The sequence below is a fragment of the Streptomyces sp. NPDC057743 genome, assembly GCF_042798755.1.
Taxonomy (GTDB): Bacteria; Actinomycetota; Actinomycetes; order Streptomycetales; family Streptomycetaceae; genus Streptomyces.
In genome coordinates this window covers 203,759-218,840 of the sequence record NZ_JBHVJX010000013.1, presented here as the reverse complement: position 1 = coordinate 218,840, position 15,082 = coordinate 203,759, and the positions used below count along the sequence as shown (strand labels likewise).

Sequence of the window (15,082 nt, the reverse complement as noted above, 5' to 3'; positions counted from 1 at the left end):
CGGTCAGGGGCGGGGAGAGGTACGGCGGTGGCGGCGGGCGGTCGGTGGGGCGTGGGTCATCGGCGACCGGCGAACCGGGCGGCGGCACCGGCCCGTTGGCGGTCCATGGCCTCGCGGTAGCGGTCGGCGGTGCCGAGGGCGGCCTGCCGCCAGGTGAAGCGGGCCAGCACCCGCTCCCGGCCGGCCGCGCCCAGCCGGCGGCGCAGCGGCTCGTCGCCCAGCAGCCGCAACAGGCCGGCGGCGAGCGCCCCGGCGTCGCCCGGCGGCACCGCGAGGCAGCTCTCGCCGTCCGGCCCGGCGACCTCGGGGATGGCGCCGCCGGTGGTGGCCAGCAGCGGGGTGCCGGTGGCCATCGCCTCGGCGGCGGGCAGTGAGAAGCCCTCGTAGAGGGAGGGCACGCAGGCGACTTGGGCGCCGCGCACCAGGTCGACGAGTTCGGCGTCGGTGATGCCCTTGACGAACTCGACGGCGCCGGACAGGCCGAGCCGTTCGATGGCGGCGGCGACCGGCCCGCCGTCGGCGCGCTTGCCGACCACCACGAGGTGCGCGTCGGGGTGCTCGGTGCGCACCTTGGCCAGCGCCTCGACGAGGTGGATCAGCCCCTTGAGGGGGACGTCGGCGCTGGAGGTGGTGACGATCCGGCCGGACACCTCGGGGACGCTCGGGTCGGGGCGGAAGAGGTCGGTGTCGGCGCCGATGGGGACGACGTGGATCCGGTCGGGGCGGACCCCGAGGTCGTCGACGATCTCCTGCCGGGAGGAGCCGGAGACGGTCAGCACCGACGGCAGCCGCCGAGCCACCCGCTTCTGCATGCGGGTGAAGCCGTACCAGCGGCGGACCGAGACGCGCCGCTTCCAGTCCTGCGCGGCGGCCAGGTCGAGCCGGCGGTCGACGGTGATGGGGTGGTGGATGGTGGTGACCAGCGGGGCGCCGAGCGCGGCGGGCCCGCCGAGCAGACCGTAGCCGAGGGTCTGGTTGTCGTGGACGACGTCGAACTGGCCGCGGCGGGCGGCGAGATGGCGGCGGGCGCGCAGCGAGAAGGTCAGCGGTTCGGGGAACCCGCCGGTCCACATCGTGCCGACTTCGAGGGCGTCGATCCAGTCGCGGAACTCGTCGCGGCCGGGCGTGCGGAACGGGTCGGGCTGGCGGTAGAGGTCGAGGCTGGGCAGCTCGGTCAGGCTCACTGTGCCGGACGCCGTCCGGGGGGCGCCACCCTCTCCCGACTCGCCCTCGACGAGGAGGGGTCCGTCGTCCAGGACCGGGTACGGCTGGGCGCCGATGACCTCGACGGTGTGGCCGAGGCGGGCCAGTTCACGCGAGAGGTGCCGGACGTAGACGCCCTGACCGCCGCAGAACGGGTTCCCCTTGTACGTGAGCATCGCGATCCGCAGGGGACGCTCACGGTCCGAGGGGGTCTCCGCCGGGCGGGGCGCGGCTTCCTGGACGGCCTCAGCGGTCACGCACGGCCCCCTTCTCACTGGACTTTCGCCGGAGCGTAACCGCTGGCGGTAATCTAGAACAAGTTTCAGAACTGCAAAGCTACTGATCAGTTCACCGGTATGCGAATCTACCGGCCGGGAACGGAGCGGAAAGAGCCACACCGGGTGATTCGCGCCACGGCCCGGCCCCTGCCATGCTGTGCCGATCGCACCACCGGCACTCACCGCATCGCGGACGGAAAGCCACGGAATGGGACACATGACTACGGGATCCAAGGCGGCCAGGCCGGCGCTTCCGGCGAGTCCTCCCCTGACCGAACGTCAGGAGGCCCGGCGCCGCCGCATCCTGCACGCCAGCGCCCAACTGGCCGGCCGCGGCGGCTTCGACGCCGTCCAGATGCGCGAGGTGGCCGAATCCTCCGGCGTCGCGCTCGGCACCCTCTACCGCTACTTCCCGTCCAAGGTGCACCTGCTCGTCGCCACCATGCAGGACCAGCTCCAGCACATGCACGAGACGCTGCGCAAGCGCCCCCCGTCGGAGGAGGACCCCGGCGCCCGGGTCGCGCAGACGCTGATGCGGGCCTTTCGCGCGTTGCAACGCGAACCGCACCTGGCCGACGCGATGGTGCGGGCGCTGACCTTCGCCGACCGCTCGGTCAGCCCCGAGGTCGACACCGTCTCCCGGCTCACCACCGCGATCATCCTCGACGCCATCGGCCTGGACGGCCCGCCCACCCCCGAACAGCTCTCCGCGGTCCGGGTCATCGAACACACCTGGCACTCCGCCCTGATCACCTGGCTCTCCGGCCGCGCCTCGATCGCCCAGGTAAAGATCGACATCGAAACCGTCTGCCGCTTGATCGACTTGACGGTGCCCCGTTAACGCGGCCCCGTTAGCGCGGCCCCGTTAACGGGGCGACCTGCCCCTGAGCCAATCCCTCGATGTGCCGGCGGCCCGTTAACTTCCCCGCATCACTGGGTAGTTGGCCCGCAAGGGGCCCTCGCGACCCTTACGGGTCCACCCACCCCACCCCCTACGGGCCCACGCCCCCGCCCCGCCCCCTCCTCTCACTCCTCCGGTGGGAACACCGCCTCCCCGCTCCCCGCCCCCGTGATCGCGATCGCCTCCACCGGGCAGCTCTCCGCCGCCGCCAACACGTCGTCGGCGGCCTCGGTTTCCGGCTCCACGGGGTGTGACTGCCGGGCCGCGTCCAACCGGAACCGCTCCGGTGCGGTTCCGGCGCACAGCCCCGACCCGATGCACACCCCCCGGTCCACCGCCACCCGCCAGCGCTCACCCATCAGGCACCCGCCGGCAGGTGGATCATCTTGTGCTCCAGGTATTCCGCGAACCCCTCGGGCCCGAACTCCCGCCCGATACCGGAGTTCTTGTAGCCGCCGAACGGCCCGAGCATGTCGATGCTGAAGGTGTTCACCGAGTACGTCCCGGTCCGCACCCGTCGCGCGATCTCGATGCCGCGCCCGGTGTCCGCGGTCCACACCGACCCCGACAGCCCGTACTCCGAGTCGTCGGCGATCCGCACCGCCTCCTCCTCGTCCCCGTACGGCAACAGGCAGATCACCGGCCCGAAGATCTCCTCCCGGGCGATCCGCATCCCGTTGTCGACCCCGCCGAAGAGCGTGGGCTCGACGTACCACCCCGTCGACTGCCCCTTCGGGCGCCCGCCGCCGGCCAGCACCTTGGCGCCCTCCTGCTGCCCCAACGCGATGTAGTCCAACGAGCGTTGCTGCTGCCGACGGGTGACCAGCGGGCCTATCTCGGTGGCCGGATCCAGCGGGTCGCCGACGGCCAACGCCCCCGCCGCCGCGGCGAACCGCTCGGCGATCTCGTCGTACCGGCTGCGCGGGGCGAGGATCCGGGTCTGCGCCACGCACGCCTGCCCGTTGATCATCCAGGCGAACGGCGCGATCCCGGCCACCGCCGCGTCCAGGTCCGCGTCCGGCAGGATCACCGCAGCGGACTTGCCGCCCAACTCCAGCGTCACCCGGCTGAGGTTGCGGGCCGCGACCTCCATCACCCGCCTGCCCGCCGCCACCGACCCGGTGAACGACACCTTGTCCACACCCGGGTGCCCGACCAGGTACTCGCTCACCTCCCGGTCGGCCGGCAGGATCGACAACACCCCGTCCGGCAGCCCGGCTTCGGTCACGATCTCCGCCAGCAGATACGCGTCCAACGGCGTCTCCGGCGAGACCTTCAGCACCACCGAGCACCCGGCCAGCAGCGCCGGCGCCAGCTTGGCCGCCGCGGTGAACTGCGGGACGTTCCACGGCACCACGGCCGCGACCACCCCCACCGGCTCCCGGCGCACGAGCAGCGGTCCGAGCGCTCCGGCGCGCCGCTCCTCGAACGTGAACTCCCGCGCCACCGTGAGCGCCGCGTCCCAGACCATCATCGCGGCCAGCGACTGCACCATGACGCCCGAGGTGACCGGCGTCCCGTTCTGCGCGCCGATCACCCGCGCGAACTCCTCGCTGCGCGCGGCGAACGCGTCCTTGATCCGGGTCACCACGGCGATTCGCTCGTCCAACGGGGCGTTCGCCCACACGCCCGACGCGAAGGAGGCCCGGGCCGCCGCCACCGCGCGGTCCACGTCGGCGCGCGCGGCGTGCGGCACCCGGCCGATGACGCGTTCGGTGTGCGGCGAGACGACCTCGATCGTGTCCGGGCCGGCCGGATCGACCAACTCACCGCCTATATAGAGCTTTCCGTGCTCGACGAGGTCGCTCATCGCTGCCGCCTCCCGACGGTCTCGACGGTCTGAAGACACTCCGTACGCCATGGGCTGTTGGTCGGCCCCGGGGTTGTTGGACGGTTGTTGTCGGCTGCTGGTCGGCCTGTTGCGGCGGACCGCCCGATGTCTGTTGCGGCGCGTACGTTTCTGACGCTTCATCAGAAGACGTCGCCCCAGAACTGATACCAGTTCCCCGTCGCGGAGTCCACGGCGCCGACGCGCATCCCGGCCCGCCCACCCCACCCAACTCCCCGCCACGACACGGACGTTCCGCCTCATACAGGAACGTGTTCTCGTTTCGTGACGCGTTCTCGTTATACGTTGACGGCGACAACGGCACAGGAGGGGGCGGGACCGATGGCACCGCAGGTGATCGACCACCGGGGCGGGGTGTGGAGCATCGCCGTCCCCATCCCGGACAACCCCCTCGGCCACACCCTCGTCCACCTCCTGGAGACCGACCGCGGGCCGGTGCTCATCGACACCGGCTGGGACGACCCCGCCTCCTGGGACACCCTCACCGCAGGCATCACCGCCTGCGGCTTCGCGCCCGCCGACGTCCACGGCGTGGTGCTCACCCACCACCACCCGGACCACCACGGGCTGTCCGCGAAGGTGCGGGAGACCTCCGGCGCCTGGGTCGCCATGCACGCCGCGGACACGGCGGTCGTCCGCCGCACCCGCGCGGCGGAACCGGGGCAGTGGCTCGACTACCTCGTCGCCAAGCTCACCGCGGCGGGGGCGCCAAACGCGCACATGGAGCCCCTGCGGGCCGCCCGCGCCCGGCGCCGCGAACGGCAGTTGCCCGGGCCGCGGCCCGCCCTGCCCGACCGGGACATCGCGCCCGGCGAGCTCCTCGCCCTCCCCGGTCGCCGGGTCCGGGCGATCTGGACGCCGGGCCACACCCCGGGCCACGTCTGCCTCCACCTGGAAGAGGCCCACCCGGCGAACCCCTCCCCCACCCCGACCGGCTTCGGGCGCCTCTTCTCCGGGGACCACCTGCTCCCGAGCATCACCCCGCACATCGGGCTCTACGAGGACCCCGACGACGTGCCGTCCGACCTGCTCGACCGGGGCGATCCGCTCGGCGACTACCTCGACTCCCTGGAACGCGTCGCCCGCCTCGCGCCGGCCGAGGTACTGCCGGCGCACCAGCACGCCTTCCCGGACGCGGCGGGACGCGTCCGGGAGTTGATCGCGCACCACGAGGAACGCCTCGCCGACCTCCGCGCGCTGCTGCGCGAGCCGCTCACGGCCTGGCAGCTCGCCACGGCCATGCAGTGGAACCGCCCCTGGGAACGGATACCCCCCGGCTCCCGCAACATCGCCGTCTCCGAAGCGGAGGCCCACCTCCGCCACCTGATCAAGCGCGGCCACGCGGAGCCGGTACCGGGCTCGGACCCGGTCCACTACGTGGCCGTCTAGTACGTGGCACGTGGTCGTATAGCCGGACACCCCCTCGTCCACATCGCCACACGCCCCCCTTCACTACCCGATTACAATCAGTTACGGAACGTGGAACTCCCGGGCGCCCCGCGTTCGTTGCCGGAATAAGGAGGAGGCGGCGGCGAGCGAGGCGCAAGCGGGAGGGGGAGCAGGAGCGAGGTGCCTCAACGGCGTGAGGGGGCGGCCGCCGGAGCGTTAAGGTGTGCGGGACAACTTCATCCGTACCCGATCGGGGGAAGCCGGTGGAAATCCGGCACTGACCCGCAACCGTGAGTACGGCCGCGCCTGGCGGCGTGGGCGTGCGAGTCGGAGCACCCGACCGGGCACGACCAAGGCTCCCGCCACCGGCCCCGCCACGCGTAGGGACGGCCGGTGCGCGGCACCGTCGAGGTTTACGGAACTGAGCCCGGTGCCACCGTGCCGCACCCCGGGGTGCGCGCGGGCGGTCGCCCGAGTGCGGCTCGGCTTCGTGGCCCGGCCGCGACCCCGACCGATCCGAGAGGCACCCCCCGATGGCCCCCATGGCTCCCCAGGCCCCCGCGCCGCAGTCGCATTCCGCCGCCCCCCGGGCGCGCCGCGCCGCTTCGGCGTTGGCCACCGTGGCGACCGCCGTCGTGCTGGCCGGTGCCGCGGCCCCCGCCGCGTTCGCCGACGGGGCGGACGGGCAGCAGCAGAAGCAGCAGTTGCCGAAGGGGCTGTACGGGAGCAAGGACCCGCAGTACGACGGGGTGTGGCGGCAGTCGCTGGCGATGCTGGCGCAGCACACGGTGGGGGTGCGGCCGGCGAAATCCGGGGTGGACTGGCTCGCGGGGCAGCAGTGTGCGGACGGGGCGTTCGCCGCGTTCCGGGCCGACCCCGGCAAGGGGTGTGACGCCGGCACGCTGCGGGACACCAACCAGACGGCGGCCGCGGTGCAGGCGCTGGCGGCGCTCGGGGGGCACGGGGACGCGGTGGGCAAGGCCGTGCGGTGGCTGAAGTCCGTGCAGCACGAGGACGGCGGCTGGGGCTCGGTGCCCGGTGGGCAGGGCGGCGAGGTGAGCGACGCCAACTCGACGGCCGTGGTGATCGGGGCGCTCGCCGCGGCGGGTGAGAAGCCGGAGTCGGTGACGGCGAAGGGCGGGAAGGGCGGCAAGTCGCCGTACGACGCGTTGCTGGGGTTCCGGCTGGGGTGTGCGGCGAAGGACGGGGAACGCGGGGCGTTCACCTTCCAGTTGAAGAACGCGGCGCCGAACGCCGACGCGACGGCGGCGGCGGTCACCGGGGCGCTGGGCAAGGGCTTCGTGGTGGCGCCGGCGGCGAAGGATGCGGACCGGCCGGTGAAGGCGTTGGACTGTGCGCAGGGCGACAAGGACGGCGCGTCGGGGAGCGGCGCCAAGGCGCGGGGCGCGGTCGCGGACGGGGGCGCCGGGTGGCTGGTCGGGCAGTTGGACGCCGCCGGGCAGCATCTGAAGTCGGCGATGCCGGGTGCCGAGCAGCAGCCCGATGTGGGCAACACCGCCGATGCGGTGGTGGCGTTGGCGGCCGGTGGGCACGGTGCGGCCGCGCAGAAGCCGCTCGGGTGGCTGGAGAAGAACGCGGCGGGCTGGGCGAAGCAGGGCGGTCCGGCCGCCTATGCGCAGTTGATCTTCGCGGCGCATGCCGCCGGTGCCGACCCGCGGTCGTTCGGCGGCACCGACCTGGTGTCCGCGCTGAACGCCACCGGGCCCGCGCCGGCCGGCAGTGACGCGGCGTCGCCGGCCGCGGACCAGGACGCGCAGGACGACGCCACGGACGCAGGCGGCGGCGGTATCGGGGTGTGGTGGGTGATCGGCGTCGGGCTGGCCATCGGTGCCGGCGTCGGCTTCCTGATCAGCGGCCGCAACAAGTCCAAGACCGGGCTGTGATGCGGGCGCGGCGGGCCGCCGGGGCGCTGGTGCTGGCGGGGGCGGTGGCCGGTCTGGGTGCCGGGCCGGCGCAGGCGCAGGGCCAGTACCGGTACTGGTCGTTCTGGGACGGTAAGGGGGACGGTAAGGGCGCTGCGTGGGCGTATGCCACGGAGGGGCCCGGGACCGCGCGGCCGGCCGACGGGGCCGTCGTGGGGTTCCGTTTCACGGTGAGTGCGGACTCCGCGAAGGCGGCCACCCCGCGCACCGCCCCGGATTTCGCCGCGCTGTGCGACGGGACGCCGGCGCGCGCCGGGTCCAAGCGGGTCGGTGTGGTGGTCGACTTCGGCACGGCGGCGGATGCGCCGTCGGGCGAGCGTCCGCCGGCGGCGCGGTCGGGCTGTGCGCGGGTGCCGGCGGACGCCCCGGCCGGTGAGGCGTTGGCCGCGGTGGCCAAGCCGTTGCGGTACGACGCCAATGCGCTGCTGTGTGCGATCGCGGGCTATCCGCGGTCGGGGTGCGCGGAGCAGGTGGCCGGCGACGGCGGGACGGGGTCGGCGAGTTCGACGGGTTCGACGGGTTCGTCGGGTTCGACGGCGAAGCCCGGTGCCAGCGGCAAGGGCGGCGAGGGCGGCAAGGACGACGACGGGGGTCCGTCGGCGGGGCTGATCGGTGGGGTCGGTGCCGTGGTGGTGTTGGGCGCGGCCGGTGTGTGGCAGGCGCGCCGGCGGCGCGGATGAGCGCCCCGCGAGCCACCCGCAGTACCGCCCTGCACGCCGGCGCCTGGTGGGTGTGGGCGCTGGGGTTGGCGACGGCGGCGTCGCGGACCACCAATCCGTTGCTGCTGGGGCTGTTGGTGGGGGTGGCCGGTTATGTGGTCGCGGTGCGGCGGACGGATGCGCCGTGGGCGCGTTCGTACGGGGCGTTCGTGAAGCTGGCGCTGGTGGTGTTGGGCATCCGGTTGGTGTTCGCGTTCGTGCTGGGTTCGCCGATCCCGGGTACCCACACGCTGGTGACGCTGCCCGAACTCCCGCTTCCGGATTGGGCGAAGGGGGTGCGGGTCGGTGGCCGGGTGACGGCGGAGGGGATGGTCTTCGCGCTGTACGACGGGGTGAAGCTGGCCGCGTTGTTGATCTGTGTGGGGGCGGCCAATGCGTTGGCGAATCCGGCGCGGTTGCTCAAGTCGTTGCCCGGTGCGCTGTATGAGGCGGGGGTGGCGGTGGTGGTCGCGATGACGTTCGCGCCGAACCTGGTGGCGGATGTGCAACGGCTGCGGGCCGCGCGGCGGTTGCGGGGGCGGCCGGACCGTGGGGCGAGGGCGTTGTTGCAGGTGGGGGTGCCGGTGTTGGAGGGCGCGTTGGAGCGGTCGGTGGCGTTGGCCGCGGCCATGGACGCGCGGGGTTACGGCCGGAGTGCGCAGGTGCCGCGGGCGGTGCGGCGGCTGACGGCGGTGTTGACGTTGGGCGGGCTGCTCGGGGTGTGTGCGGGGGCGTACGGGTTGTTGGGGGATGCCGGGGGCGGCTATGGGTTGCCGTTGTTGGCGGCCGGTCTGGCGGCGGCGTTGGCGGGGTTGTGGTTGGGCGGGCGCCGGTCGGTGCGGACCCGGTACCGGCCCGAACGGTGGGGTGTGCGGGCCTGGTTGGTGTCGGGTTCGGGGGTGGCGGTGGCGGCGTTGATGATCGCGGCGAACGGCTATGCGCCGGGGGCGCTGCATCCGCCGGCGGTGCCGTTGACGGCGCCGGTGTTGCCGCTGTGGCCGGCGTTGTCGTTGTTGGTGGGGCTGGTGCCCGCGGTGGCGGCGCCGGCGCCGGTGGTGTCCGGGGCGCGCGCCGGTGGCGGTGGGGCGTCGGGCGTCGGCCCGGCCGGTCGCCGCGCTGCCGACCGGGATCCGATCCGTTGAGAGACCGATCGTTGAAAGACCCGATCCGTTGATTCCGTTGGTGAAGTTGTCGGACGTCGCCGGACGTTTGACGTTGCCGGAAGTTGTTGAAGGAGCCGCGCAGTGATCCGCTTCGAGCAGGTCTCGGTCACCTACGGGGAGGCCGCCGAGCCGGCCGTCCAGGGGGTGGATCTGACCGTGCCGGAGGGGGAGTTGTGTCTCCTCGTCGGGCCGTCGGGGGTCGGCAAGTCGACCCTGTTGAACGCCGTGTGCGGGTTGGTGCCGCACTTCACCGGCGGTACGTTGCACGGCCGGGTGACGGTGGACGGGCGGGACACCCGTACCCATCCGCCGCGAGAGTTGGCCGATGTGGTGGGGACGGTGGGCCAGGACCCGTTGGCGCACTTCGTGACCGACACCGTCGAGGACGAATTGGCGTACGGCATGGAGTCGTTGGGGTTGGCGCCGGAGGTGATGCGGCGCCGGGTCGAGGAGACGTTGGACCTGTTGGGTCTGGCGGAGTTGCGGGACCGGGCGATCGGCACGCTGTCGGGCGGGCAGATGCAGCGGGTGGCGATCGGTTCGGTGCTGACCGCGCATCCGAAGGTGTTGGTGTTGGACGAGCCGACGTCGGCGTTGGATCCGGGGGCCGCGGAGGAGGTGCTGGCGGTGTTGCAGCGGCTGGTGCACGATCTGGGGACGACGGTGTTGATGGCGGAGCACCGGTTGGAGCGGGTGGTGCAGTACGCGGACCAGGTGATTCTGCTGCCGGGGCCGGGTGCGGCTCCGGTGATGGGTGAGCCGGCGGGGGTGTTGGCGGCGTCGCCGGTGCGGCCGCCGGTGGTCGAGTTGGGGCGGTTGGCGGGGTGGTCGCCGTTGCCGTTGTCGGTGCGGGACGCGCGGCGGAAGGCGGCCGGGCTGCGGGAGCGGTTGTCGGGGGCGACGGTGCCGTCGGCGGGTGCGGTGGGGCGGCCGGCGGCGGGTGCGGAACCGGTCGCGGTGGTCGAGGGGTTGGGGGTGCGTCGGGGGCGGGTGCCGGTGTTGGAGGGGGTCGGGCTGTCGGTGCGGCCGGGTGAGACGGTCGCGTTGATGGGGCGTAACGGGGCGGGCAAGTCGACGTTGTTGCGGACGCTGGTGGGGATGCATGAGCCGGCGTCGGGGTCGGTGCGGGTGGGCGGTTGTGTGCCGCACCGGACGCGGCCGCGGGATCTGGTGCGTCGGGTGGGGCTGGTGCCGCAGGAGCCGCGGGATCTGTTGTCGGCGGAGACGGTGGCGGCGGAGTGTGCGGCCGCGGATCGGGATGCGGGGGCGCCCGAGGGGCGGTGTGCCCGGTTGGTGGCGCACTTGTTGCCGGGGGTGCGGGCGTCGGCGCATCCGCGGGATCTGTCGGAGGGGCAGCGGTTGGCGTTGGCGCTGGCGGTGGTGTTGGCCGCGCGGCCGCCGCTTTTGTTGTTGGACGAGCCGACCCGGGGGCTGGATTACCCGGCGAAGGCCCGGTTGGTGGAGGTGTTGCGGCAGTTGGCCGCCGAGGGGCAGGCGTGTGTGCTGGCGACGCACGATGTGGAGTTGGCGGCGGAGTTGGCGCACCGCGTGGTGATCCTGGCGGAGGGCGAGGTGGTGGCGGACGGTCCGACCGAGGAGGTGGTGGTGTCGTCGCCGGCGTTCGCGCCGCAGGTGGCGAAGGTGTTGTCGCCGTTGCCGTGGTTGACGGTGTCGCAGGTGGCGCGCTCGTTGGCGGGGGCGTCGGCGTGAGGGCGCCGGTGGGGCGGGTGCGGGCGGTTCGGCTCGGGCCGCGGTCGGTGGTGGCGCTGTGTCTGGTGTCGGCGATCGGGGTGGTGGCCTTCGGGTGGCCGTTGTTGGCCGGTTCCGGGTCGGGGTTGGCGCATTCGCAGGATGCGCCGTGGTTGTTCGCCGCGTTGTTGCCGTTGTTGTTGGCGGTGGTGGTGGCGACGATCGCGGACGGTTCTTCGGGGGTGGCGTCGGGGGCGCCGGGGCTGGATGCGAAGGCGATCGCGATGGTGGGGGTGTTGGCGGCGGCGGGGGCGGCGTTGCGGCCGTTGGGTGCGGGCACGGCGGGGATCGAGCCGATGTTCTTCCTGATGGTGTTGTCGGGGCGGGTGTTGGGGCCGGGGTTCGGGTTTGTGCTGGGGTCGGTGGCGATGTTCGCCTCGGCGTTGTTGACGGGTGGGGTGGGCCCGTGGATGCCGTTCCAGATGTTGTCGATGGGGTGGGTGGCGATGGGGGCGGGGTTGTTGCCGGGTGCCGGGCGGTGGCGCGGGCGCCGGGAGTTGGTGTTGTTGGCGGGGTATGGGGCGGTGGCGTCGGTGGCCTACGGGACGGTGATGAACCTCCAGGGGTGGCCGTATCTCGGCGGGTTGGCGTCGGGGGTGTCGTTCGTGGCGGGTGATCCGCTGTCGGCCAACCTGCCGCGGTTTCTGGCGTACTGCCTGGCGACGTCGTTGGGGTGGGATCTGCCGCGGGCGGTGGTGACGGTGGTGTGCACGCTGACGCTCGGGGGGACGGTGCTGCGGGCGTTGCGCCGGGCCACCCGCCGGGCGGCGTTCGAGGCGCCGGTGGCGTTCGCGGGGCCGTCGGGTGTGGCGGAGGGCGCGTCAAAGGAGGCGCCGGTGGCGTCGGGCCCGGCGGAGCGGCCGGCGCGGGACGGGCGCGCTACAGGCGCTGGATGATCGTCGCGGTGGCCAGTGCGCCGCCGGCGCACATGGTGATCAGGGCGAACTCCTTGTCGCGGCGCTCCAGTTCGTGCAGGGCGGTGGTGAGCAGGCGGGCGCCGGTGGCGCCGACGGGGTGGCCCAGCGCGATGGCGCCGCCGTTGACGTTGACCTTGGCGAGGTCCTGGTCGAAGACCTGGGCCCAGGAGAGGACGACGGACGCGAACGCCTCGTTGATCTCGACGAGGTCGATGTCCTTGAGGGACATGCCGGCCTTGCCGAGGACGGCGCGGGTGGCGTCGATCGGTCCGTCGAGGTGGTAGTGGGGGTCGGCGCCGACGAGGGCCTGGGCGACGATGCGGGCGCGCGGGGTGAGGCGGAGGGCGCGGGCCATTTTCTTGGAGGCCCACAGCAGTGCGGCGGCGCCGTCGGAGATCTGGGAGGAGTTGCCGGCGGTGTGGACGGCGGTGGGCATGACGGGTTTGAGGCCGGCGAGGGCCGCCATGGTGGTGTCGCGGAGTCCCTCGTCGCGGTCGACGAGGCGCCACATGCCCTGCCCGGCGGCCTGTTCGTCCTCGGTGGTGGGGACCTGGACGGCGAAGGTCTCGCGCTTGAAGCGTTCCTCGGCCCAGGCGGTGGCGGCGCGTTCCTGGGAGAGCAGGCCGAGGGCGTCGACGTTGTCGCGGGTGAGGCCGCGGTGGCGGGCGATGCGTTCGGCGGCCTCGAACTGGTTGGGCAGGTCGACGTTCCACTCCTCGGGCCAGGGTTTGCCGGGGCCGTGCTTGGAGCCGCTGCCGAGGGGGACGCGGGACATCGCCTCGACGCCGCAGCCGATGCCGATGTCGATGACGCCGCCGGCGATCATGTTGGCGACCATGTGGTTGGCCTGTTGGGAGGAGCCGCACTGGCAGTCGACGGTGGTGGCCGCGGTCTCGTAGGGCAGGCCCATGGTGAGCCAGGCGTTGCGGGCCGGGTTCATGGACTGTTCGCCGGCGTGGGTGACGGTGCCGCCGACGATCTGCTCGACGCAGTCGGGCTGGAGGCCGGTGCGGGCGAGGAGTTCGCGGTACGTCTCGCCCAGGAGGTAGGCGGGGTGGAGGTTGGCGAGCGCGCCCTGGCGCTTGCCGATGGGGGTGCGTACGGCTTCGACGATGACGGGTTCGGCGGCCATGACTTTAGCTCGTCCTCTCCTCGCGTCCGTGGGCGTCGGGGCGGCCACGGAGGGAAGAACTAGTACGCGTTCTAGTTCTGCGAACAGTCTCGTGAGCCGCCCGGTGCGGCGCAAGAGGGCTGCAACGCCCTTGTGTGCAAGTGGCGTTGCCGTGACCCTTGCCACTTGGAGAACGCGTCATTACCTTCACCGCGAACTGCATCTGATGGGCCGTCAGAGAACGTGTCGGGTGACGGTGCCGTCAGGGCGATAAGCCGTCGTTGGACCAGGAGTCGCCGATGCACTGCCCCGCGCTGCCCGATGGGTTCGACTTCACGGACCCCGACGTCTACCAGTCCCGGGTCCCGCTCCCGGAGTTCGCCCGGCTGCGCCGGACCGCGCCGGTGTGGTGGAACGCCCAGCCGCACGGCATCGCCGGCTTCGACGACGACGGCTACTGGGTCGTCACCCGTCACCAGGACGTCAAGGAGGTCTCCACCGCACCGGAGGTCTTCTCGGCCAACCTCAACACCTCGATCATCCGCTTCAACCAGGCCATCTCCCGCGACCAGATCGAGGTCCAGAAGCTGATCATGCTGAACATGGACCCGCCCGAGCACACCCGGGTCCGGCAGATCGTGCAGCGCGGCTTCACCCCGCGGGCCATCCGCGCCCTGGAGGACGCCCTGCGCCGGCGGGCGGCGCAGATCGTCGAGGAGGCCCGGCACAAGGGCACCGGCGACTTCGTCACCGACGTCGCCTGCGAGCTCCCCCTCCAGGCGATCGCCGAGCTCATCGGCATCCCGCAGGAGGACCGGGCCCGGATCTTCGACTGGTCGAACAAGATGGTCGCCTACGACGACCCGGAGTTGGCCATCACCGAGGAGGTCGGCACGGGCGCGGCGATGGAGCTGATCGGTTACGCGATGAACCTCGCCGCGGCCCGCAAGGAGTGCCCGGCCAAGGACATCGTCAGCAAGCTGGTGGCCGCCGAGCACGAGGGGAACCTCGGCTCCGACGAGTTCGGGTTCTTCGTGCTGCTGCTGGCGGTGGCCGGCAACGAGACCACCCGCAACGCCATCACCCACGGCATGCACGCCTTCCTCACCCACCCCGAGCAGTGGGAGCTCTACAAGCGCGCGCGCCCGTCGACCGCCGCCGAGGAGATCGTGCGCTGGGCGACCCCGGTGGTCTCCTTCCAGCGCACCGCCACCCAGGACACCGAACTGGGCGGCGCGCGCATCAAGAAGGGCCAGCGGGTGGGGATCTTCTACTCCTCCGCCAACCACGACCCGGACGTCTTCGACCACCCCGAGCTCTTCGACATCACCCGCGACCCCAACCCGCATCTGGGCTTCGGCGGCGGCGGACCGCACTTCTGCCTCGGCAAGTCCCTCGCCGTCCTGGAGATCGACCTGATCTTCAACGCCCTCGCGGACGCCGTGCCCGGGATCTCCCTGGCCGGCGACCCGCGACGGCTGCGCTCCGCCTGGCTCAACGGGGTCAAGGAACTCCGGGTGCGCTACCGGTGAGGGTGAGCACCGCCAGGGCGAGCACCTCCAGTACGCCGATGCTGAGCAGCGCGAGGACCATCCGGCGGCGCAACGTGCGGTAGGCGGCCTCGTATTCGGCCCGCAGTGCGGCGCTGCGGGCCGCGATGCGCTCCAGGTAGGAGCGGGAGGTCTCGTGCTGCTCGCGGCAGTAGTGGGCGACGACGTCCTCCCGTTGGGCGGTGGTGAGCCAGGGCAGCCGGGCGCAGAACGCGTCCGCCCGCGCGCGGGCCCGTTCCCGCTCCGCCTCCCACAGCAGGAAGCCCTCGATCTCGTTGATCGCCTCGGCCATCCGGACGTCCCCGCCCGCGCCGGTCTCGTCGTTCATGGG

13 protein-coding genes and 1 riboswitch are annotated in these 15,082 nt (G+C 72.8%); of the genes, 8 read left to right on the top strand and 5 right to left on the bottom strand.

Going from position 1 to position 15,082, the window contains the following annotated elements:
* Positions 1-56: 56 nt before the first annotated feature.
* The gene (locus tag ACFVFQ_RS17610) at positions 57-1,460 is read right to left on the bottom strand and encodes a glycosyltransferase family 4 protein (protein WP_383416234.1); all 1,404 of its coding nucleotides are present in this window, start codon (positions 1,458-1,460) and stop codon (positions 57-59) included.
* 238 nt (positions 1,461-1,698) lie between these two features.
* Between ACFVFQ_RS17610 and ACFVFQ_RS17605 the strand changes: the two genes are divergently transcribed.
* Positions 1,699-2,322, top strand: a complete 624-nt coding sequence (locus tag ACFVFQ_RS17605) for a TetR family transcriptional regulator (protein ID WP_383416231.1) — start codon at positions 1,699-1,701, stop codon at positions 2,320-2,322.
* 185 nt (positions 2,323-2,507) lie between these two features.
* Here ACFVFQ_RS17605 and ACFVFQ_RS17600 read toward each other — a convergent pair whose 3' ends face one another.
* Both ACFVFQ_RS17600 and ACFVFQ_RS17595 read right to left on the bottom strand, forming a co-directional pair.
* Positions 2,508-2,741, bottom strand: coding sequence for a ferredoxin (locus ACFVFQ_RS17600; RefSeq protein ID WP_383416228.1), 234 nt, complete (start codon positions 2,739-2,741; stop codon positions 2,508-2,510).
* The gene (locus tag ACFVFQ_RS17595) at positions 2,741-4,192 is read right to left on the bottom strand and encodes an aldehyde dehydrogenase (RefSeq protein ID WP_383416225.1); all 1,452 of its coding nucleotides are present in this window, start codon (positions 4,190-4,192) and stop codon (positions 2,741-2,743) included. Before ACFVFQ_RS17595 ends, ACFVFQ_RS17600 begins: the two co-directional genes overlap by 1 nt.
* 360 nt (positions 4,193-4,552) lie before the next feature.
* On the opposite strand from ACFVFQ_RS17595, the gene ACFVFQ_RS17590 reads away from it, so the two are divergent.
* The 6 genes from ACFVFQ_RS17590 to ACFVFQ_RS17565 all read left to right on the top strand — a co-directional run bounded on the left by ACFVFQ_RS17590 (position 4,553) and on the right by ACFVFQ_RS17565 (position 12,069).
* The gene (locus tag ACFVFQ_RS17590; RefSeq protein ID WP_383416222.1) at positions 4,553-5,620 is read left to right on the top strand and encodes an MBL fold metallo-hydrolase; all 1,068 of its coding nucleotides are present in this window, start codon (positions 4,553-4,555) and stop codon (positions 5,618-5,620) included.
* Positions 5,621-5,873: 253 nt separating this feature from the next.
* A riboswitch (cobalamin riboswitch) is annotated at positions 5,874-5,958 on the top strand.
* A 195-nt stretch (positions 5,959-6,153) separates the two neighbouring features.
* Positions 6,154-7,524, top strand: coding sequence for a prenyltransferase/squalene oxidase repeat-containing protein (locus ACFVFQ_RS17585; protein WP_383416216.1), 1,371 nt, complete (start codon positions 6,154-6,156; stop codon positions 7,522-7,524).
* The gene (locus ACFVFQ_RS17580; protein WP_383416210.1) at positions 7,524-8,243 is read left to right on the top strand and encodes an SCO2322 family protein; all 720 of its coding nucleotides are present in this window, start codon (positions 7,524-7,526) and stop codon (positions 8,241-8,243) included. Before ACFVFQ_RS17585 ends, ACFVFQ_RS17580 begins: the two co-directional genes overlap by 1 nt.
* Complete coding sequence (locus ACFVFQ_RS17575) at positions 8,240-9,403, top strand: CbiQ family ECF transporter T component (protein WP_383416207.1); 1,164 nt, start codon at positions 8,240-8,242, stop codon at positions 9,401-9,403. The genes ACFVFQ_RS17580 and ACFVFQ_RS17575 overlap by 4 nt, the downstream gene beginning before the upstream one ends.
* 102 nt (positions 9,404-9,505) lie before the next feature.
* Positions 9,506-11,134 carry an ABC transporter ATP-binding protein gene (locus ACFVFQ_RS17570; RefSeq protein WP_383416203.1) on the top strand — a complete coding sequence of 543 codons (1,629 nt, stop codon included), beginning with the start codon at positions 9,506-9,508 and terminating at the stop codon, positions 11,132-11,134.
* Positions 11,131-12,069, top strand: a complete 939-nt coding sequence (locus ACFVFQ_RS17565; protein WP_383416200.1) for an ECF transporter S component — start codon at positions 11,131-11,133, stop codon at positions 12,067-12,069. The genes ACFVFQ_RS17570 and ACFVFQ_RS17565 overlap by 4 nt, the downstream gene beginning before the upstream one ends.
* Here ACFVFQ_RS17565 and ACFVFQ_RS17560 read toward each other — a convergent pair.
* Entirely contained in the window at positions 12,053-13,222 is a 1,170-nt protein-coding gene (locus ACFVFQ_RS17560) for a steroid 3-ketoacyl-CoA thiolase (RefSeq protein WP_383416196.1), read from the bottom strand. The genes ACFVFQ_RS17565 and ACFVFQ_RS17560 overlap by 17 nt on opposite strands.
* 278 nt (positions 13,223-13,500) lie before the next feature.
* Between ACFVFQ_RS17560 and ACFVFQ_RS17555 the strand changes: the two genes are divergently transcribed.
* Positions 13,501-14,733 carry a cytochrome P450 gene (locus ACFVFQ_RS17555; RefSeq protein WP_383416193.1) on the top strand — a complete coding sequence of 411 codons (1,233 nt, stop codon included), beginning with the start codon at positions 13,501-13,503 and terminating at the stop codon, positions 14,731-14,733.
* Here ACFVFQ_RS17555 and ACFVFQ_RS17550 read toward each other — a convergent pair.
* Positions 14,705-15,079, bottom strand: a complete 375-nt coding sequence (locus ACFVFQ_RS17550; RefSeq protein WP_383416189.1) for a hypothetical protein — start codon at positions 15,077-15,079, stop codon at positions 14,705-14,707. The genes ACFVFQ_RS17555 and ACFVFQ_RS17550 overlap by 29 nt on opposite strands.
* Between the last annotated feature and the right edge of the window lie 3 nt (positions 15,080-15,082).